The 19,609-nt window shown below is 67.3% G+C and carries 14 protein-coding genes and 1 pseudogene; 7 read left to right on the plus strand and 8 right to left on the minus strand.

Features of this window, described 5'->3' with window-relative positions:
- Positions 1–1,929, plus strand: a 1,929-nt coding sequence (locus FBZ88_RS31160; RefSeq protein ID WP_246138889.1) for an autotransporter outer membrane beta-barrel domain-containing protein, incomplete at its 5' end; no start/stop codon positions are given.
- 295 nt (positions 1,930–2,224) lie between these two features.
- Here FBZ88_RS31160 and FBZ88_RS27300 read toward each other — a convergent pair.
- Positions 2,225–3,691 carry an amidohydrolase family protein gene (locus tag FBZ88_RS27300; RefSeq protein WP_246138890.1) on the minus strand — a complete coding sequence of 489 codons (1,467 nt, stop codon included), beginning with the start codon at positions 3,689–3,691 and terminating at the stop codon, positions 2,225–2,227.
- 392 nt (positions 3,692–4,083) lie between these two features.
- Between FBZ88_RS27300 and FBZ88_RS27305 the strand changes: the two genes are divergently transcribed.
- Positions 4,084–6,423 (plus strand): TonB-dependent receptor, encoded by a 2,340-nt coding sequence (locus FBZ88_RS27305; protein WP_145620156.1) that lies wholly within the window; start codon positions 4,084–4,086, stop codon positions 6,421–6,423.
- 170 nt (positions 6,424–6,593) lie between these two features.
- Here FBZ88_RS27305 and FBZ88_RS27310 read toward each other — a convergent pair whose 3' ends face one another.
- A complete protein-coding gene (locus FBZ88_RS27310; protein ID WP_145620157.1) occupies positions 6,594–7,883 on the minus strand; it encodes a lipase family protein in 1,290 nt (429 codons plus the stop codon).
- A gap of 221 nt (positions 7,884–8,104) precedes the next feature.
- On the opposite strand from FBZ88_RS27310, the gene FBZ88_RS27315 reads away from it, so the two are divergent.
- Positions 8,105–9,319, plus strand: a complete 1,215-nt coding sequence (locus FBZ88_RS27315; protein WP_186464622.1) for an MFS transporter — start codon at positions 8,105–8,107, stop codon at positions 9,317–9,319.
- Positions 9,320–9,321: 2 nt separating this feature from the next.
- Here FBZ88_RS27315 and FBZ88_RS27320 read toward each other — a convergent pair whose 3' ends face one another.
- A complete protein-coding gene (locus FBZ88_RS27320; RefSeq protein WP_186464623.1) occupies positions 9,322–10,041 on the minus strand; it encodes an SDR family NAD(P)-dependent oxidoreductase in 720 nt (239 codons plus the stop codon).
- A 133-nt stretch (positions 10,042–10,174) separates the two neighbouring features.
- Here FBZ88_RS27320 and FBZ88_RS27325 point away from each other — a divergent pair, with 133 nt between their 5' ends.
- Genes FBZ88_RS27325 through FBZ88_RS27335 form a run of 3 tightly spaced genes read left to right on the plus strand, consistent with a single transcriptional unit; the run spans position 10,175 to position 12,666 of the window.
- Positions 10,175–11,002: a D-glutamate cyclase family protein gene (locus FBZ88_RS27325; RefSeq protein ID WP_211102819.1), complete on the plus strand. Its 828-nt coding sequence runs from the start codon at positions 10,175–10,177 to the stop codon at positions 11,000–11,002.
- A 2-nt stretch (positions 11,003–11,004) separates the two neighbouring features.
- The gene (locus FBZ88_RS27330) at positions 11,005–11,862 is read left to right on the plus strand and encodes a phytanoyl-CoA dioxygenase family protein (RefSeq protein ID WP_145620160.1); all 858 of its coding nucleotides are present in this window, start codon (positions 11,005–11,007) and stop codon (positions 11,860–11,862) included.
- Positions 11,863–12,666 carry an SDR family NAD(P)-dependent oxidoreductase gene (locus tag FBZ88_RS27335; protein ID WP_145620161.1) on the plus strand — a complete coding sequence of 268 codons (804 nt, stop codon included), beginning with the start codon at positions 11,863–11,865 and terminating at the stop codon, positions 12,664–12,666. It abuts the gene before it with no gap.
- A 90-nt stretch (positions 12,667–12,756) separates the two neighbouring features.
- Here the strand turns inward: FBZ88_RS27335 and FBZ88_RS31165 are convergent.
- From FBZ88_RS31165 to FBZ88_RS27350, 3 genes and pseudogenes are all read right to left on the minus strand, one after another.
- A pseudogene (locus FBZ88_RS31165) lies at positions 12,757–13,511 on the minus strand (IS5 family transposase); the annotation flags it as partial.
- A gap of 531 nt (positions 13,512–14,042) precedes the next feature.
- A complete protein-coding gene (locus FBZ88_RS27345) occupies positions 14,043–15,512 on the minus strand; it encodes a glutamine synthetase family protein (protein ID WP_211102822.1) in 1,470 nt (489 codons plus the stop codon).
- A complete protein-coding gene (locus FBZ88_RS27350; protein ID WP_145620162.1) occupies positions 15,482–16,807 on the minus strand; it encodes an aromatic ring-hydroxylating dioxygenase subunit alpha in 1,326 nt (441 codons plus the stop codon). The genes FBZ88_RS27345 and FBZ88_RS27350 overlap by 31 nt, the downstream gene beginning before the upstream one ends.
- Positions 16,808–17,098: 291 nt before the next feature.
- Between FBZ88_RS27350 and FBZ88_RS27355 the strand changes: the two genes are divergently transcribed.
- Positions 17,099–17,701, plus strand: a complete 603-nt coding sequence (locus tag FBZ88_RS27355) for an LOG family protein (protein ID WP_211102823.1) — start codon at positions 17,099–17,101, stop codon at positions 17,699–17,701.
- An 18-nt stretch (positions 17,702–17,719) separates the two neighbouring features.
- Here FBZ88_RS27355 and FBZ88_RS27360 read toward each other — a convergent pair whose 3' ends face one another.
- Both FBZ88_RS27360 and FBZ88_RS27365 read right to left on the minus strand, forming a co-directional pair.
- Complete coding sequence (locus FBZ88_RS27360; protein WP_145620164.1) at positions 17,720–19,195, minus strand: aldehyde dehydrogenase family protein; 1,476 nt, start codon at positions 19,193–19,195, stop codon at positions 17,720–17,722.
- On the minus strand, positions 19,192–19,608 hold the full coding sequence (locus FBZ88_RS27365) for a DUF3830 family protein (RefSeq protein WP_145620165.1): 417 nt from the start codon (positions 19,606–19,608) through the stop codon (positions 19,192–19,194). The genes FBZ88_RS27360 and FBZ88_RS27365 overlap by 4 nt, the downstream gene beginning before the upstream one ends.
- Between the last annotated feature and the right edge of the window lies 1 nt (position 19,609).

Raw genomic sequence — 19,609 nt, forward strand, 5'->3', positions numbered from 1 at the left:
GGCGCCACGGTCACCAGCGGCATCACCGGCCTCAGTGCCACGGCCGTGACCAGCGGCAGCAACCTGCTGGCGGCGGCGGGCAACGATTATATCGGCGCCAGCCTGGATACGCTGAACAACACCGGCACGCTGGCCAACACGGCGGGCGGCGCCACGGCGCTGTACATCGCGGCCACGGGCACGCTGGGGACCCTGGCCAACAGCGGCACGGTCAGCGGCAACATCACCAACCTGTCGGCCAACGACCTGGCGATTACGGGCGGCACGGATGCGGCCCCGGGCGTGTTTACCGGCGGCACCGTCACCAACACCCGGTCCGATCTGCGCTTCGTGCGCGGCGTCATGATGCTGAACGACCGCATCACCGTCGGCAGCCACACGGTGTTCAACAGCGGGGCCACCTTGCTGGTGACCAGCGCCGTGAACATCACGGGCAGCTACAGCCAGACGGGTGGAGCCCTGGTGGTCGGCGTGTCGTCCACCACCAGCTACGGCACCCTGGTGATCAGCGGCAGCGCCAGCCTGACGGGCGGGTCGGTGACCCTGACGGCGGTCAATGGCGGCCAGCTGTCGGCGGGCAGCTACACCATCGCGTCGGCCGGCTCCACGCTGACGACCAGCAACCTGACCCTGACGGCCGCCGGCTACACGGTCACCAGTTCCACCATCACCGCCAACGGCGCCACGGACCTGGTCCTGACGCTCAGCAGCGGCAGCGGCGGAACCACCGGCCCCACGGGTCCCACCGGCCCGGCCACGCCCAGCACCCAGTACACGGCGGTGGGCCTGGCGGCGGGCGGCCCGGGGGTGGGCACCGGCCGGGCGCTGGACGTGATCGCCAACAGCGACGGCGCATCGGCCCAGGCCTTCCAGACGGCGGTGCTGACCCGCCTGTCCAAGCTGTCGGGCGAAGCCCAGCAGTTGGCGGTGACCCAGCTGTCGCCCAGCCAGCTGACGCCGCAGATCAACACCTTCTCCGTGACACCCTCCACCAACGCCATCAGCCAGCATCAGCAGCATGCGGCGGCCCATATGGATGGCCCAATGGGGGATGTAAACGGGAAGGGGGCGGCCGCCGGCTCCGACGGCCAGCAGGGGGCGGTGTGGGGCGAGATCCTGGGCGGCGGCGTGCTGCGCGGCAACAACGCGGACGCTGCGGGCTATAGCGGCACCACCGCCGGCCTGGTCGTCGGCGCCGACTGGTACGCCGATGACACGGTGATGGCGGGCCTGGCCTTCAGCTGGCTGAACGGTTCGGTCAACGGCGAGGGCACCGCCGCCGGCAGCCAGACCAAGGCGGCCAGCTACCAGCTGACGGCCTACAGCGTCTGGCGCCCGGATTGGGCGGACCAGCGGCTGTCGGTCGAAGGCCAGGCCAGCTTCGGCTACAACCATTATGATCAGCGCCGCTGGATCGGCTTCCTGGGCGCCCGCGCCAACGCCAACTATGGCGGGGAGCAGTATCTGGGCAAGGTGACGGTGGGCTACGACCTGCCGGTCTCGTCCAGCTTCACCCTGACGCCGCAGGCCAGCGTGCGGGCGGTGCGCCTGACCAACCATGCCTATGACGAGCATGACGCCGGTGTGGCCAACATGGCGGTGGGCGCCCTGAAGGTGGACAACCTGACGCAGGAGCTGGGCGCCAAACTGTCGGGTAAGATGGACACCGGGCTGGGCCGGCTGCTGCCGGACCTGCGTCTGGCCTGGGTGCACGACTATCTGAACGGCCCGATCGCCACCACCAGCGTCCTGGCCGGCACCAGTTTCGTCAGCAGCATCGGCCGCACCGCCGCCGACGGCCTGGGCATCGGCGTGGGGGCCACCCTGGACCAGGGCGATGGCTTCAAACTGCGGCTGGAATATTCCGGTGAGCTGCGCCGCGATTACCAGAGCCATGCCGGGGTTCTGCGCGCCACCTTCGACTTCTGAGTAAAGACGCGCTCTGGCTACCGTCACGCCCATCATCTGCGAATTGGCACTGAAGTAGGCCGCAGTCGAAAATTGGGCAAGTCATATAGACGGCAAAGGAATTCAGAAGGAAGGGGACGTGCAGATTATATGTCGATCGGCACAGAAATCATCTGAATCTATTGAAATAAGCGGAGGAAATCACGGGAATTCTGAGAAATAAGACGGGGATATAGTCAAAATAAGCCTCACATCACCTGCCTCATGTCAGGTTTTGATCGTGGAAAATTTTACAATATTGCTCATAAATTCACTTTCAATAAGGAGTTTTTCTAATTCCATAATATGATCTCAATAATGACTGATATTTTTCTATTTTTTTGATGTTTAATTCCGTGATGGCCTGGTCGGTGGCAATTAGTCTGTTGCGATAAGGAATGGATGCGTCTTGGTATGGCGTCGGGACGTTTATCCGGTTAACAACAGCATGGCCACCGACAATAAGTAGCCGCACGTGGCGTTTTTGCGCGCGGCCTATCAACAGGGAAAGGATGTCGGACCTGGATGGCATGGCATCGTGGGCAATGGTGGCATAATCGACGCCCATGATATCGGCAGGGGCGCCCTCCACAATTCGGCCGCCACCGTCGTCGCCGAGGATTGTATGGCGCCCCGTTTCCCAGGCGCCTTTCAATACATCCGCTGGCGACAGCGCCCCACCGTCGACCGCCGTCGCGCCCGCCAAATGATAAGCGAGGCGCATTTCCCGCAGCATATCCTCGTCATCATCGAGGCTCATTCCGTCCAGCCCGAAGGCAAGGGGCGTACCGGCTTGCGCCAACAGGCCCGTGGGCGGCACGCCCGACCGCAGGCGCAGGTTGGACGAGGTGTTGACAACCACTGTGACCCCCCGGTCAGCCAGCAGGGCGCACTCATCCGGGCGGAGCCAGACGCCGTGTGCCACCGTCAGGCGCGGGGAAAGCAAGCCAATGGCGTCGAAATGGCGGAGGATGCCGTCCGGGTAGCGCTGGTCCGCCCAGGCCCGCTGGTGGCGTGTTTCCAGCAAGTGCATATGCACCCGCCGGCCATCCTCCATCGACGCGCGGGCGATCGCCGTCAGCGTTGCGGGCTGGACCCATTGCGGCCCGACGGGATGATACTGCAGGGTGAACAGCGCATGCTCGAAGGCGCGTGCCTGATCCATCAGGGCCAGGTTGGTGGCGCAGTCGCGCATGCTGGCCTCCCGGTCCTTCAACGCCTGGAATTCCGCCGCGTCCATGTGCGCCGCCAGGGGCTCCAGGTCCCCGTAAACGAAAGGATTGGCATCGAAGAAGGGCCAACAGAAGGCCACCCGGATGCCCACGTTCCGCGCCGCCCGCGACACCGCCTCGGCTTCGGCCAGCAAGGTCTGGCTGCTTTGCGTGTTGTGGCAGTGATTGACGGCGCCGATACCGGATTCCGCCATGCGGGAAAGGGCGATGGCGGCGCACTGGTAGAAGTCCAGCGGCGGCTGGCGGGCGAGGTCGGGCAGCCAGGTCTCCAGGGGCTGGTCCGTCGCGCCAAAGGCCAGGGGACCGAGGCCACGGCCATGGTCATGGGCGTTGGCCAGGGCCGGCATCAGCAACAGGCGGGCCTCATCGGGCGTCAGCTGGTCACGGTCCACGGAGCGGACGCTGACGACCTTGCCGTCCGCGATGACCACCTCATGCGGGCCGGCGGGGGCTTGGTCGGCTGAGGGAATAAGGTGCCCGGCCCGCACGGCCAGCGTGGTCTGATCCGACATGCTCGCTCCGACGGTTTTCGGCTGCAGCCCACCATGATAGGGCGACGGGGAAAAGAGGGTATCGGAAACAGGCCTCCCTTCAGTTGCCGGTTCCGCAGCGCCGGTGTGCGCCCCCGACAACGGCATGCCGTCGCACGGATTTAGCAACGGGACTGTTCCGTTCTTGCAATGGCCTTGGCCGCGTTTTCCCCGGACGATGAGGGCTGTCGGAACATGCGGCGCCAGCCAACAGCCAACGGGCGATAGTGGAACTGGCGAAAATCACGGTCCTGGTGGCCGGATGCTGAAATAACCGCAGTCGCGTCCAGGGTCCCATGCCGCAAGGTACGCGGATCACAAGCGACATAACAAATAGCAGGGGGCACTAATGTTTCAGGTAAGGGGGACTCTTTATGTCTGAACGTCATCCACGTACCCGCCGCTTGCCGGCCCGTCGCGCCGGCCTGGCCTTTCTTGTTCTGTCAGCTGCCCCGGCCGGCCTTGTCGTTGGCGCCACGGCGGCTTGGGCCCAGGCTCAGCCGGCGTCGGATGCGGACGGGCTCACCGAGATCATCGTGACCGCGCAGCGTCGCGGTGAAAGCATCAGCAAGGTTCCGCTGTCCGTCGCGTCCCTGAGCCAGGACCAGATGGACCAGGAGGGCATCCGCAAGATCGACGACATCGCCCGGGTGACGCCCGCCCTTCGCTTCGCACCGTCGGCGGGCGTCACGGCGAACAACGGCACCAACATCTACATCCGCGGCTTGTCGTCGGACGTCGGCTCCGCCACCACCGCCATCTATATTGACGATACGCCCATCCAGATCCGCAACGTCGGCTACTACGGCGGCAACCCTTATCCCAAGGTGTTCGATCTGGAGCGGGTGGAGGTGCTGCGCGGGCCGCAAGGCACCTTGTTCGGCGCCAGCGCGGAAGGCGGCGCCGTGCGCTTCATCACGCCCCAGCCCAGCTTCGACAAGCTCGAGATCTACTCCCGGGCGGAGGTGGCCTCCACCTACAACGGCGCCGCCAGCTATGAGGCTGGCTCTGCCGTCGGCGGGCCGATTTCCGACACCCTGGCGGTGCGTGCCAGCGCCTGGTACCAGCATAGCGGCGGCTATATCGACCAGGTGAAGCAGGGCACCAACACCGTCATCGACAAGGACGTCAACTTCAGCGACACGCGGGAAGCCCGCTTGGCCGCCTCCTGGCGACCGATCGAGGACCTGACGATCACGCCCAGCATCTATTACCAGCTGGAAAAGTCCAACGCCCGCAATGACTACTGGGAGGGCTACGGCAACACCGGGGATGCCGACTACAAGACCGGTGTCGCCAATCTGGAACCGACCCGCGACCGCTTCACCATGCCGGCCCTGGCGATGAAGTACCGGTGGGACAACATCGACATCATCTCCAACACCTCCTATTTCGAGCGTCAGCAGGACCAGACGCTGGATTACGGCACCTATTTCTCCTTCCTGCGGTCAGGCAACCCCTTCGGTACCTATTCCAACAAGACCCTATCCAACACGGCCGATTACCTGACGCTGAACCAACGCAACCTGACTCAGGAACTGCGGGCGCAGTCTTATGACAACAAGTATGTGGACTGGACGGTGGGCGCCTATTACTCGCGCACCCGGCAGTACTTCACCAACTACACAGGCTCGGGCCGTTTTCCCGGGGTGCTGGTCAACGGCTATAAGCAGTACGACAACCGCTACAGCTACGTGAACCTGGTTTCCGCCAATGACCACCAGTACGCAGGCTATGGCGCCATCGACATCAAGCCGATGGAGGACCTGAAGGTCACCCTGGCGGTGCGCTACACCTTGGATGAGTTTGACTTCACCGACACCAAGGACGGTCCCACCAACGGCGGCGTCCGCACCGTCAAGACGGTGGGCCAGAACGAGGGCGCCTGGACGCCGAAGGTCGGCGTGTCCTACCAGCTGGATACAGACCACATGCTGTACGCCTCCGCCACCGAAGGCTTCCGTCCCGGCGGTGCCCAAGCGGCGGTTGCCAGCGAATTCTGCGCCAGCGATCTGAAGACTCTGGGCCTGACCTCCAGCCCCACCGGGTATGAATCCGACAACCTCTGGTCCTATGAGGGTGGCAGCAAGAACAAGCTGTTCGGCGGCATGGTGAGCCTGGACGCCAGCGGCTACCTGCTGAAGTGGAAGAACATCCAGCAGTCCATCCGCCTGCCGACCTGCAGCTTCTCCTACATTTCCAACCTGGGTGAGGCCACCGGCAAGGGCGCGGAGCTGTCCGCCGCCATCCGGCCCATGCACGGCCTGACCTTCGGCACGGAGCTGGGCTATACCCACATCACCTACGATGAGAACATCTATGGCGGCAACAACCTGCTGCTGAAGGCGGCCGGCCAGCGCATCGGTGGGCCGCTGTGGTCTGGCCACGTCTATGGCGAAGGGGAAATCCCGGTCAACGAGAACGTCGTCGGCTATCTGCGTGCCGACTACAGCTTCGCCAGCAAGAACATCCAGCAGAACATCCAGGGCACCTACGGCTATGATGCCGGCCTCTACGCCCTGGGGGCCACCAACTATCTGTCCCTGCGGGCCGGCGCGCGGTTCTCCGGCCTGGACCTGTCGCTGTTCGTCGACAACGTCACCAATTCCACCGATGTGCTGGCGCGCAATCACGACGGCGTCGGCGGCACGCTGTACTACGATCAGGGCTATCGCCCCCGCACCATCGGTCTGACGGCGCAGTACCGCTACTGATGTGTGACGCCGCTGATCATGGTCGATCAGCGGCGTCATCCTGCGGCGGCGCGGGGAAGTCCTCACGTCGCCGGTTTGATCCTGTGTTCCCCTGAGGTTTCCCGTAGGCTTGAAACTGGGGCGGCGGCATCGTGATGATGCCGCCGCCCTTCTTGTTCCCGGGGACCTCTTCAATCGTTGAAGGGGATACCGGGCGTCGGCGCCTGCACCGGCCCCGGCGGGGTGATGCCCGCGCAGTTGCCCTTGGGTGCTTCACCCTTCAGCAGGGCCTGGACAAATGGCAGGCTGTCAGCCAGGGAACCGTTGACGGCGCCGTTGTGGCTGAGGCCGGGATAGACATGCCATTGCACAGTGGTGCCGGCGTCGCACATGGCCTTGACGGCGTTGTACTGCCCGGCGGTGCCGGCCATGCCGTCGGCCAGGCCGGTGCCGGCGAAGATGGGCACGGTCATCTTCGCGACCGGCAGGACGAAGTTGGGCTCCATATCCGCGTCCAGCGGCTTCAGGTCGGGGACGAAGACCTCTTCCCCCGTCAGGCCCTTTTCCTTGGACAGGGTGAACAGGTCATGCAGGCAGGAGGTGCGCGCGGCATCCAGCAGGGGCCGGCCCTTGGCCGTGACGAAATCGGCGGGGTCCAGCTCCGGATGCAGGGCGCGGTCGATGCCGCCGATGCGCAGCATGGCGAAGCCCGGATCCATCTGGCGCGGGTCGGTGTACTGCTCCGGCTTCTTCACATAGCCATCGCCCTGGGGGCCGGCGAAGGTGACCACCAGGCCGGTGGCGACGGTGCCCAGGACGTGCAGGTCCGGCGCGTAGTCGGGCGCCAGGTAGGTGGCCCCCAGGGCGGCGCCGGAGCCCTGGGACTGCCCGGCGATGACCACCTGGTTGCGCAGCACGCCCGGCTTGGCCTTCAGGGCCGCACGCACGGCGTCCAGGATGGACCGGCCCTCGGACTTCCACAGCAGATAGGGGTGGACGCCCTTGGTCCCCAACCCTTCATAGTCGGTGGCGACCACGGCGAAGCCGGCCTCCATCCAGCGCTGCAGATAGGCCACGTCCCGCGCCGGCTGGCCTCGCCAGGAGGGGGCGCAGACGTCGGCGAAACCGGTGGTGCCGTGGGCCCAGGCCAGGATGGGCCAGCCACCCGGGGGCGGCGCACCGGCGGGAAGGTAGACGATGCCGGACACGGGCACCAAGCCGCGTCCGACGCCGCTGGTGGCGGTGTAAAGGATGCGCAGCGCCGTCCCGGCCATCTTGGGTCGCGACAGGGCTGCCGGGAACGTCTCCTCCCGCAAGGGCAGGCCCGGCCGGGTGATCGCCGCGCCCCAGCGGTAAAAGGCCGAAACGCCGCCGTCGCCATCGATGTCGGGCGCGCTAAGCGTTGCGGCCCGCGCCAAGGCCGTTCCCGACAGCAGCGCCAGGGAAAAGTACAGAAGCGCGCGCTTGGAAATCCTGACCATACGCTGTCCGATCTTTTGTCGTGGTGATGGATGGTCCACAGCCTAGGGCCCCGCCTCCATTTCCCCCGTGTCCGTTTCTACCATGGCCCGTTGCCCGGGCGACAACGCGGCCGTGGTGCGGTTTTTGTGAACGGCCCGGTGCTAATCCCGTACCCGGCTTGCTTGGGACGCGCCGGCGCCTCACAGTTGGCGTCTTAGGACCCACGTGGGAAAGCGGCACGATGATGGCGACGGCGGTAAAGCGGGGCGGATGGCTGGCCATCCTGGTGGTGTACGGCATCGGGCTGGGCGCCATGTCGCTGGTCGGCATCCTGTCGCCGCTGACGGTCCGCATCACCGCCGACCTGCAGGCCCCGGCCGCCGCCATCGGCCTGACCATCGCCCTGTTCTCCCTGCCGGCGGCCGTCATGGCCATGGTGGGCGGCGGCATCGTCGACCGCATCGGGCCGCGTCGGACACTGGTGTTGGCCGCGCCGGTGCTGGCCCTGGCCGACGCCGTGGTCTTCCTGGCCCGGGACGTCTGGCTGCTGGATGTCGGCGTGTTGCTGGCCGGCGTCGGCTATGTCGGGGTGCTGAACGGCGGTGCCGCCATGCTGATGGGTGGCCTGGACGGCGCCATTCGCACCAGGGCCATGGCGCTGTGGTCCACCTACGCCCCCGTCGGCTTCTCCCTGGGCTTGCTGGTGGCGGCGCCGTTCACCACCGCGGCCGACTGGCGGGTGGCGCCGGCGCTGCACGGCGCGTTCATGCTGCTGTGTTGCGTCGGCACTGTGTTCCTGCCCCAGGTGCCGCCGCGCAAGGCCGACGGCGTGCCCGTCCGGGAACAGGTCGGCCGCCTGTTCGCCGCCTTGCGACGCCGGGACGTGCTGCAACTGGCGGTCAGCGCCGCCCTGCCCAGCATGATCTCCTATGGCACCAGCCTGGTGGCCGCCACCTACCTTGCCAAGGTGCACGGCGTATCCCTGGCGGCGTCCGCCAGCATCGTCGCGGTGGCGAAGATCGCGGCCGTCCTGCTGGGCGGCACCGTGACCGGCACCCTGCTGGCCCGCGATTTTCCGCCCCGCACCCTGTTCACCATCATGGTGGGCGTGGGCATGGTGGCGCAGTTCCTGCTGTTCTTCCCCGGCAGTCCGCTGGTGCTGGCGGTGGCGGGGCTGATGGGCTGGCTGTTCACGTTCGGTGCCTTGTCCGGCGTGTGTATGGCCGCCATGCCGGTGGTCGCCGGCCAGGCGCTGGGCGGTGGCACGATGGCCGGTACCGTCAACCAGTTCGTCTCCCTGGCCTCGTTCCTCACGCCCACCCTCTACTTCGCGTCATCGGTTTGGGGCGCCTATGTCGCCATCGCCTTGGCCGGCTTGGTGGTGGCCCTGGTGGCGTTGCCGGGTGTGGTGGGGGCGCAGCGCCGGTCGGCGGCGCCGGCCGTTTCCGCCTCTTGAATTCAAACCGCCGTGTCGCCGCCGTCCACCGGGATCATCGCCCCGGAGATGTAGGACGCGGCGGGCGAGATAAGATAGCGGACCAGGGCCGCCGCTTCCTCCGCCCGGCCATGGCGGCGCAGGGGGATGCGGCCGTCCACCGCCTGGCGCCCCGCGTCGGCGTCTTCCCGTGCCGACCAGAAGGCCCGGGTCTGCGGCGTGTCCACCCAGCCGACCAAGGTCCCATTGACCCGGATGCCCTTGGGGCCCAGCTCGGCCGCCAGGCTGCGGACCAGCCCGGCCAGCCCCGCCTTGGTCGCTTGATAGGCATGGGTGAGGGGTTGCCCGCGCAGCGAGGCGGTGGAGGAGATGAGGATGATGCTGGCATTGGGGGAGGCGCCCAGTAGATTCAGGGCCGCCTGCGCCGCCAGGAAGGGCAGGCGCAGGTTGACGGCCGCCGCCTCATCCCACATCGCCGCCGTCCACTGGCCCACCGGGGCGGCTTGCACCAGCGAGGCGGCGACCACCACGGCGTCCAGCGCCCCCTGGCCCGCCCGGATGGCTTCCATGGCGCGGGCGGGGGCTTCCGGATCCGCCGGATTTACGGGAATGTAAAGGTCCCAGGGGCCGGTGGTGTCGGTGGCGCCATCCGCCATGGCGACCCAGTCGCCGTCGCCCCGGCATCCTTGCGCCACCGTCCGCCCCAGGCCGGCCGAACTGCCGATGATCAGGATGCGCGCCATGGTCTTGTCCCGATGGTGATGGTGTTGCACCACCCATACTCTGGCCACCGCATAAGCCCAGGTCCGCTTCGGCAACGGCCGGGGCAAAAAATAGCAACTCCCGGCAACACCCTCGCTGGATATGATCGACGCCATGAGCTTGATGTCACATCCTGACGCGATGGCCGGCGTGGCCGGTGCGTTCGACCCCGCCGACCCGGTGGCCGTGCGCCGGGCCATACGGGAACGCCGCTTCACCGGCTTCACCAACCTGGTGGCGCGCACCGTGGTGCAAGGCAACCTGGTGGCCGTGCCGGCGGAATATGCCGACGCGTTCGAGGCCTACTGCCGCGCCAATGCCCAGGCGCTGCCCCTGCTGGGCCGCAGCGCGCCGGGGGAACGGGCCATCCCGTCCCTGGCCCAGGACATGGACATTGCCCGGGACACCGGCGGCTATATGATCTTCCGTGATGGGGAACTGGTGGATACGCCGGTCGACGCCAGCGGCGCCTGGCGCGATGACCTGGTGGCTTTCGTCCTCGGCTGTTCCTTTTCCTTCGAGGCGCTGCTGCAGCGTCACGGCGTGCGCCTGCGCCACCTGGATGAGGGCAACGTCTCGGCCATGTATGTGACCGGCCGCGACACCACGCCCGTCGGCCCGTTCGCCGGCAAGCTGGTGGTGTCCATGCGGGCCCTGCGCCCGGCCGACGCCATCAAGGCCACCATCCTGTCGGCCCGCTACCCCGCCTTCCACGGCGCGCCGGTGTCCTTGGGCTTGCCCAGCGATCTGGGCATTGAGGATTTGGAACAGAGCTATGGCGGCCATGGCCTGACCCGGCTCAACCCCGACGAGGTTCCCGTTTTCTGGGCCTGCGGCGCCACCGGGCAGATCGCCGCCCGCGCCGCCCGCCTGCCGCTCTGCATCACGCACTACAAGGCGCACATGGTCGTCACCGACCTGCCTTTGCCGAAGGAAGATTGAGGATGAACGTCGACGAAATCGTCTCTCATTACGACACTCACGGCTACGCCGTCGTGCCGGGCCTGCTGGCCGGTCCCGTGCTGGATGAACTGCTGGAACTGACCGCCCGGATCGAGGCGCGCGCGGCCGACAGCATCGCCGACGACGCCTGGTTCGATTTCGACCAGGACGCCAATGGCAAGCGCACCATCCAGCGCATCAAGAAGCCCAACCGCATCGATCCCTTTTATGCCCGCCTGGCCGGCCATCCCAAGATCGTCGATGTGCTGAACCGGCTGCTCGGGCCCAACATCCGCCTGAACCATACCAAGATGAACATGAAGGCGGCCAACGGCGGCGCCGCCTTGGAATGGCATCAGGACTGGGCCTTCGCCCCCCACACCAACATGTCCACCTGTGTCGCCTCCATCATGCTGGACGGCGCCTCGGCCGAGAACGGCGCCATGCAGGTCATCCCCGGCAGCCACAAGGGGCCGCTGCTGGACCACCATGACGAGGAAGGCTATTTCGCCGGTGCCGTGGATGTCAGCCAGGTCGCGCTGGACAAGGCCGCCCTGCTGGCCGGCCCGCCGGGCACCGTCAGCTTCCACCACCCGATGACCCTGCATGGCTCCAGCGTCAACCGTTCCGGCAGGTCGCGCCGCATCCTATTCTACGAATACGCCGCCACCGACGCCTTCCCCCTGTTCTACAAGCTGGATTGGGAGGAGTACGACAGCCGCATCGTCGCCGGCCCGCCGACTAGCGAGGTGCGGTTCGAGCAGAACCACGTGAAGCTGCCGTTCCCGTCGCGCGCCGGCAGCTCCATCTACAAGATCCAGGCGGAATCCAACCGCCGCTATTTCGCGGAGGCGATGTAAGTGGCCCCCCAAGGCACGATGCGTGAACGGCCCGTGGCCTTGGTCACGGGCGCCAGCGCCGGCACCGGCAGCGAGATCGCCCTGGCGCTGGGCGCCGCCGGCTATGACGTCGCCATTACCGGCCGCCGGACCGAAGCGCTGGAGGAACTGGCCGGTCAACTGCGCGGGCAGGGGGGCGACGCCCTGGTCCTGACGGTGGACGTGCGCGAAGCCGACGCCCTGGACCAGGCGCTGACTCGCTTCCTGGAATGGACGGGCGGCAGGGTGGACGTGGTGGTCAACGCCGCCGGTACCACCGGGCCGCTGTCCCCGCCCATCGGGGAATTCAGCGTGGCGGATTTCGACAACGTCATCGCCACCAACCTGCGCGCGCCCTTCATCGTGCTGTCGCGCCTGCTGCCCGTCATGCGGGCGGCCAAGGGCGGGCGTGTCGTCAACATCGGCGGAAACCACGGCATGCGCGGCCGCGCCGGCCGGTCCAGCTACAGCGCCTCCAAATGGGGCCTGCGCGGCCTGTCGCGCAGCGCCGCGCTGGAGGCGGGACCCGATGGCGTCACCGTGAACTATATCGCGCCCGGTCCCGTGGCCGTGCCCCGCATGAAGGCCGCCTGGCGCGCCCGGGCGGAACAGGACGGCGTCAGCGAGGATGAGGCGCTGACCCGCTACGTCGCCGACATGGGCATCCCGCTTGGCCGTCCAAGCGAACCGTCGGACATCGTCGCCATGGTCCTGTACCTGGTGGGCCCAGGTGGGCGCAACATCACCGGCCAGGAAATGGTCATCGACGGCGGGGCGACGCTTTAGTTTCGCCCTCAGGCGCCGGGCGGCGGCATCCGCCGCCTTGGCTTCCTCGCTTCGCCCTTCGGTATTCGCCCCGGCGAATGCAGTCGCATCCTAGGCCGCGGGGACAAATTTGAGCCAGTATCTAGCGGTGGCAAGATGGGCCATGCCAAGGAAGCTGTTGGCCAGTTGGTCGTAGCGTGTGGCGACGGCGCGGTTGATCTTGAGCTGTCCGAACATGCGCTCGATGCGGTTTCGCTGCTTGTAGAGTGCACGGTCGTGCTCGATTTTCACGCGTCGGTTTGATCGGCCCGGGATGACGGCCTCGATCTTCCGTTTGGCAAGATCGGCACGGATGGCGTCTGCATCGTAACCCTTATCGGTCAGCAAGGCGTTAGGCGCGCGCTCGGGTAGGCCGATCAAAGCATCGTATGCCTTACAATCTGCCGCCTCGCCGACCGTCAGATGGAAGGCGAGCGGTCGGCCGAGGGCGTCAGCCAGGCAGTGAAGCTTACTGGGGAACCCGCCCCGCGAGCGGCCAAGAGCGCGTCGATGAGTCCCCCTTTTCCGCCCGCTGCTGAGACGCGGGCACGGACTGGGGTGCTGTCGATGCTGTAGTGGCCGCTGTCTGCCATGATTTCGGCCAGCGTGACCGCTACAGCCTCCCAGACCCCGGCTTCACTCCATCGCCGGAACCGCCGATAGATGGTGTTCCAGCTGCCATATTTGGGCGGCACGTCGCGCCACGGAGCGCCGCACCGAAGCCGCCAGAGGATGTCGTTGATGATTGAACGGTTCTGTTCAGGCGGTCTGCCTCGACCACGGTTCTCAGCTTCGATCGGAAGTAAGTCTTTCAGAACGCGCCATTCCGCTTCGGTGAGATCGCCCCTGCTCAAGCCTGCCTCCAAAAAGCAGCCTTGAATCAATCAGGACGCCGGGCGTCAATCGTGAACACGATACGTTGCGAACTTCGCATTGTTGGATAAGCTCGAAGCATGACGGAAGCATACGAATGGGATGGCGACTGGTCGGCAATCGACAGCATGAGCGAGCGCAAAGGCTTGGAGGACGAGCTTCGGCGTGAACTATGCTCGTCCCATATAATACACGGCATCGAAGCTGCTGCTGTCGGCCGAAGATGGCGCCGGGACGACGTGCTATTCTTGCTGCGCGACGGACGGTTTGCCCAAGTGCACCTCACTTGGCGCGCAGAGGCAAATCCCCGTTGGCCGGACACCCAAATCTACGCGAGCTTCGAGGAATGGAAGTCTGTTCCTGTGGAGGATCGCTGAGCGCGCTCCTTTAGCTGGCGAATTTGTCCACGCCGCCTAGGAAAAGTGAGGCGCCAGCAAAGAAAACGCCCCGATCAGCCGACCGGGGCGTTTCACTTTGGAGCGCCTTCAGTACAAGTCAAAATATTCGCGGTGTTCCCAGTCGGTCACTGTGCTGTTGTAGCGGGCGACCTCGGCGCGCTTGATCATGAGGAAGTGATCGACGAAGCCGTCGCCAAAGCCTTGACGCAGGATGTCGCTGCGGTCCAGCAACACCAGGGCCGATTCCAGGCTGGTGGGCAGGGCCTCGGCCTCGGCCATATAGGGGCTGTCGACGGCGGGGGGCGGTTCCTCCCCGGCCTCGATGCCGGCCAGGCCGGTCAGTATCTGGGAGGACAGGTAGAGGTAGGGGTTGGCCGCCGGCTCGCCGATGCGGTTCTCGATGCGGGTGGCCCCCGGCTCCCCCCGGGCCAGCACGCGCAGCAGGGCGCCCCGGTTATCCTCCCCCCAGGCCACCCGGTCGGGCGCCAGGCTGTTGGCGCGGTAGCGCTTGTACCCGTTGATGGTGGGGGTGCTGAAGGGCGTGGCCGCTGCGGCACCCCGCAGCAGGCCGGCCAGGAAAAGCCGGCCGATGCGGGACAGCCTGGGCGCGCCATCCGCCGCCGCGAACGCGTTGGCGCCGGTCCTGCGGTCGCGCAGGGACTGGTGCAGGTGCCAGCCGCTGGACATGGCGTTGGGCAACTGCGGCCGGCACATGAAGCTGGCGTGGTAGCCGTGGCGCCGGGCGATCTGTTTCACCGCGTTGCGGAACAGGATCATGTCGTCGGCCGGCTGGATGCCGTCGCCGGGGCTGAACACGAACTCGCATTGGCTGGGCCCGAACTCCAGTTCCAGCGAATGCAGCGGCAGGCCCAGGGCCAGGCAGTCGCGCCGCAGGATGTCCAGCACCGGCTCGATCTGGTCGAAGCGCTGCTCGGTCAGGTAGGCGTAGCCCTGGTGCAGCAGGGTGACCTCCGGCGGCGTGCCCGGCTGCCCGGAATCGGCCGGCGCCAGCTTGGGATCCACCAGCCGGGTCAGATGGAATTCCACCTCCAGCCCGCTGACATAGTCGAAGCCGAGATCGGCCAGCCGCGCCGTCGCCGCCTGCGCGATCCGCCGGGTGGACAGGGCCACCGGGCGGCCATCGGCGTGGTAGAGGTCGCATATCATCCAGGCGGTGCCCGGCGCCCAGGGCAGGTGCCGGAAGGTGGCGGGGTCGGGCACCATGACCACGTCGCCGCCGCCCTGCAGGTCGGCGTTGCCGATGCCGGCCCCGGCGGTGAACACCGGCACCACCGTGCGGTGGGCGGTGTCCTTCAGCAACAGGGTGGAGGTGATGGCGCAGCCGTGGCGCAAGGCCCCCGGCACGGCACCGGGCAGCAGCGTCTTGCCCCGCAGCAGTCCGTGCATGTCGGGGAAGGACAGGCGCACCTGGCGCACGTCCTCCCCCTTGAGCCGGGCCAGCACCTCATCCGCCTGGCGCCGCTGGTCGTCCGTCCACAGGCCGTGGCGTTCGATGAAGGCCGGCATCAGGCGCTGGCCTTCACGGGCGCGGTCCACGGCGCCTGCTCCCGGCGGCGGGCGTCGGTGCGCTGCCAATAGGCCTGGATGTCCTCGCCCGCCTTGGCGACACCGTCCACCGTGGCGGGGCCGGTGACGCCGGCCGCGGCGGCCGCGTCCAGCACCAGCAGAGGCGCCTCACCCTGGTCGGACTTGCGCATCTGGCTCATCAGCATCATGCGGTAGGCGACGATGGCCTTGTCGGTCGTGCCCAGGTGCTCGCGCGTGCGATCCTGGATGCGGCCCTGGCTTTCCACCGCCCACTGGTCGTGGACGTTGATATCCTCACCCATGCCAGTGTAGGTGCGGCTGCGCTGTTCCACCACGTCATAGCCGTAGTCGTTGTGGCGGCCCAGGCGCGGCTTGTAGTCGGGCAGGGTGTAGAGTTGCAGGCGCTGGCGGCGCATCTCTTCCTTGTTCACGGGCTCGGCGAAGCCGGTGAAGGCGGCGTACCAATAGCAGCTGACATCGTCGATGGGCACATGCCACTGGGTGATGGTCATCGTCTCCGACAGGGGGATGACGAAGGCCTGGGGGAACAGCAGGTTGGTGACGCGCACATGGGTGTCGCCGGTGTTCAGCGCGCGCAGCGAGGTCAGGCGCAGGCCGATGTCCGTCTTCTCCACGCTGATGTCGGGGTTCTCATACTCCCGCAGCACCTGGGTCATGGTCATGTCGCTGTCGGCGGACTGGGCGCGGAACTGGCGGCCATAGCTGCCGGCGGCGTCCTCATCCTCGAAGAAGCGGTGCAGGAAGCTGGCGTGCGCCGGGTCGATGCCGACCTCCAGCGCCTGCAGCCAGTTGCAGTCCAGATAGCCCTTGAAGGCGAAGACGTGGCTGTCCGGGGCGATGAAGCAGTCCAGGTTGGGGAAGGCCGGCGCATCACCGTCGCCCATATAGCCGAAGACCATGCCGCTCTTCTCCACCACCGGATAGGCGCGCTGGTGGATGCGGGTGCACAGCTTGCTGCCAGCCGGCTCACCCGGGGTTTCGATGCAGTTGCCGTTCACGTCGAACAGCCAGCCGTGGAACAGGCAGCGCAGGCCGCCACCCTCCAGCCGGCCGAAGGCCAGGTCGGCGTTGCGGTGGGGACAGTCGCGGTCCAGCAGGCCCAGGCGCCCGGCCTCATCGCGGAACAGCACCATGTCCTGGCCCAGCACGCGCACCGCCTTGGCGGGACGGGCGCCCTCCAGCTCCTCCACCAGGGCGATGGGCTGCCAATAGCGGCGCAGCAGCTTGCTCAGCGACGTGTCGGGGCCCGACCGGGTGATCAGCGCGTTCTGTTCGGGAGTCATGCGGTTGCTCCTGCTCTTCCTTGGTGCCAGGCGGGCCTATGCGTCGCCACGTGCAGGTTCGTGCCCGCGCGCGGCCAGTTGCGTGTTCGGTTGAAAGCGGGACCCGTGCCAGTAATTCGCGGACGGCTTGGTACGCCCGCGTGGTTTTCCATAGTATGCACCCGGGGGCACACCGGTCCCGTTGCCTAAACGGCGGCAGGGCGGTGCCGAAACAAACCGGCCGTCGCGTTGTATAGGCCCCCGCCATGACCTATGCTTTGACTGTCCGTTCCACTAGGGATGCCTCACGACATGAGTGTAGAAACGCCTGCCGCCGCCACGCGCACGCTGAAGAATATTGCGATTTTCTGTGGGTCGAACACCGGGCTGGGCGACGCGTTCAAGGACGCCGCCGCGCAGCTGGGCGCCACGCTGGCGCGCCGGGGCATCGGCATCGTCTATGGCGGCACGCACAAGGGCCTGATGGGCATCCTGGCCGATGCCGCCCTGGCGGAGGGCGGGCGTGTCCACGGCGTCATCACCCGCCGCCTGTTCGAAAAGGACCATCTGCACCCCACGCTCAGCCTGCATGAGATCGTGGACGGCATGCGGGCGCGCAAAGAACGGATGCTGACCCTGGCCGACGCCTGCATCGCCCTGCCGGGCGGCATCGGCACCACCGAGGAATTCATGGAGGCCTGGACCCTGAACCAGCTGGGCGACATCGACAAGCCGGTGGGCCTGCTGAACGTCGGCGGCTATTTCGACGCCTTCATGGCCTTCGTCGACACCATGATTGCCCAGCGCTTCCTGCCGCCGGAGCATCGCGCCGGCATCGCCCTGGCCCCGGATGCCGATGGCCTGATCGACCAGCTGCAAGTGTTCCGGAAGCCCACTGTGGCCAAATGGCTGTAGGTCCCGGCGCTGAGGGGATCAGCGAGAGCTGATCCACAGGCTTTTCGTCTCCAGATGCTCATCCAGGTGGGCACGGCCATATTCGCGGCCGTAGCCGCTGGCCTTCATGCCGCCGGACGGCATGGCCGGGTCGATGGCGTTGTAGCAGTTGACCCAGACCGATCCGGCGCGCAGGCGCCGGCCCAGGCGATGGGCCCGGCCCACGTCGCGCGTCCACACCCCCGCACCCAGGCCGAAGGGGGTGGCGTTGGCCCGGGTGACGACCTCATCCTCGGTGGTGAAGGGCAGGGTGGCCAGGATGGGGCCGAAAATCTCCTCCCGCACCGCGCGCATGTCGTCCCGCGCGTCCACCAGCACGGTGGGCGGGAAGAAGAATCCTTGGTCATAGCCGGCGCCGGTCAGGCGGCCGCCGCCGCTGATGGCCGTGGCGCCGGCGGCCCGGGCGTCGTCCATATGCTCGCAGACGCGGCCCAGCTGGCGGGCGCTGACCAAGGGCCCCAGGTCGGTGTCCGGATCCATGCCGTCGCCGATGCGCAAGGTCTGGGCGATCCGCGCCACCCGCTCGGCGAACTCCCGGTGCACGGACTGCTCCACGAACAGGCGGGTGCCGGCGCTGCATACCTGGCCGGAATTGGCGAAGGCGGCGATGACGGCGGTGCGGGCGGCCGCGTCCAGGTCGGCGTCGGCGAAGATGATGTTGGGTGACTTGCCGCCCAGCTCCAGCGACAGCTTCGTCAGGTTGGCGCCCGCGGCGGCGGCGATGGCGCGCCCGGTAGCGTCCGATCCGGTGAAGGCCAGCTTGTCGATGCCCGGATGGGCCGCCAGGGCGGCGCCCGCCTCAGCCCCGAAACCGGTGACGACGTTGAAGACGCCGGGCGGTACGCCAGCCTCCTCCGCCAGGCGGGCCAGCATCAGCGGGGCGAGGGAGGCGTCCTCCGCCGGCTTCAGCACCAGGGTGCAGCCGGTGGCCAGCACGGGGCCAAGCTTGAGGATCGAGGCCCACAGTGGCCCGTTCCACGGGATGATGGCGCCGCAGACGCCCACGGGCTCCCGCAGGGTGCAGGCGAACATGTCGGGGTCGGAGGTCTGGGCCGTCAGCCCTTCGATCCCCCGCGCCATGCCGGCGTAATAGCGCAGCAGGTCGACCAGCAGGGCCACGCTGCCCCGCGTGTGCCGGATGGGCGAGCCCATTTCCAGGGTGTCGATGCGGGCGAAATCTTCCGCGTCCCGTTCCAGCAGGTCCGCCAGGCGCAGCAGCAGGCGCTGCCGGTCGGCGGGGGAGAAGCGGGGCCAGGCGCCATCCTCGAACGCCGTGCGGGCGGCGGTGACGGCGGCGTCGACCTCCCGCGCCGTGCCGCGCGCGACGGTGGCCAGCACCTGGCCGTTGGCGGGGTTGCGCGTCTCGAAGTCCGCGTCCGTCGCCTGCCAGCGGCCGCCGATGAGCAGGGCCTTGGGCTGGCCGTCGAGGAAGGGGTGCGCGGAGGGGGCGCTCATGCGCGGGGCCGGAAGCTGATGGGTTGCGCCCCTTCCCACAGGACCTTGCGGCCCAGGGCCGGCAACTGCTCTTGGCCCTCGATGATGGTCAGGAAGTGGTTGCCGGCCAGCGGGCCCAGCTTGCTGGCGAAGGCGACGCCGCCGTAGGCCAGCAGGATCTCGGTTTCGCTGTAGCCGCCGGGATAGAAAATGAACTGCCCGGGGGCGGGATGGCGGGTGGCGTTCTCCCACGGCAGGTCATAGGGCGTGTCGCCCATGGGGATCCAGCAGCCCTCACCGCTCCACCGCACGTGGATCAACTTCTCGTCATAGGGCTGCATGGCCAGGAAGCGGGCGCAGGTGGCGGGCGCCAGTTCTTCTTCCAGCCGGGCGGTGAAGCGGAAGCCGCCGGCGGTGATGTCGATGAGGGTCATG

Source organism: Nitrospirillum bahiense (assembly GCF_007828025.1).
In the GTDB taxonomy this organism is placed as follows: Bacteria; Pseudomonadota; Alphaproteobacteria; order Azospirillales; family Azospirillaceae; genus Nitrospirillum; species Nitrospirillum amazonense.

Bases quoted from the DNA above. Each gene is read 5' to 3' on its own strand.
- FBZ88_RS27300 (WP_246138890.1), bottom strand. From the start codon at position 3,691: ATGTCGGATCAGACCACGCTGGCCGTGCGGGCCGGGCACCTTATTCCC.
- FBZ88_RS27305 (WP_145620156.1), top strand. From the start codon at position 4,084: ATGTCTGAACGTCATCCACGTACCCGCCGCTTGCCGGCCCGTCGCGCC.
- FBZ88_RS27310 (WP_145620157.1), bottom strand. From the start codon at position 7,883: ATGGTCAGGATTTCCAAGCGCGCGCTTCTGTACTTTTCCCTGGCGCTG.
- FBZ88_RS27315 (WP_186464622.1), top strand. From the start codon at position 8,105: ATGATGGCGACGGCGGTAAAGCGGGGCGGATGGCTGGCCATCCTGGTG.
- FBZ88_RS27320 (WP_186464623.1), bottom strand. From the start codon at position 10,041: ATGGCGCGCATCCTGATCATCGGCAGTTCGGCCGGCCTGGGGCGGACG.
- FBZ88_RS27325 (WP_211102819.1), top strand. From the start codon at position 10,175: ATGAGCTTGATGTCACATCCTGACGCGATGGCCGGCGTGGCCGGTGCG.
- FBZ88_RS27330 (WP_145620160.1), top strand. From the start codon at position 11,005: ATGAACGTCGACGAAATCGTCTCTCATTACGACACTCACGGCTACGCC.
- FBZ88_RS27350 (WP_145620162.1), bottom strand. From the start codon at position 16,807: ATGACTCCCGAACAGAACGCGCTGATCACCCGGTCGGGCCCCGACACG.
- FBZ88_RS27355 (WP_211102823.1), top strand. From the start codon at position 17,099: ATGAGTGTAGAAACGCCTGCCGCCGCCACGCGCACGCTGAAGAATATT.
- FBZ88_RS27360 (WP_145620164.1), bottom strand. From the start codon at position 19,195: ATGAGCGCCCCCTCCGCGCACCCCTTCCTCGACGGCCAGCCCAAGGCC.
- FBZ88_RS27365 (WP_145620165.1), bottom strand. From the start codon at position 19,608: ATGACCCTCATCGACATCACCGCCGGCGGCTTCCGCTTCACCGCCCGG.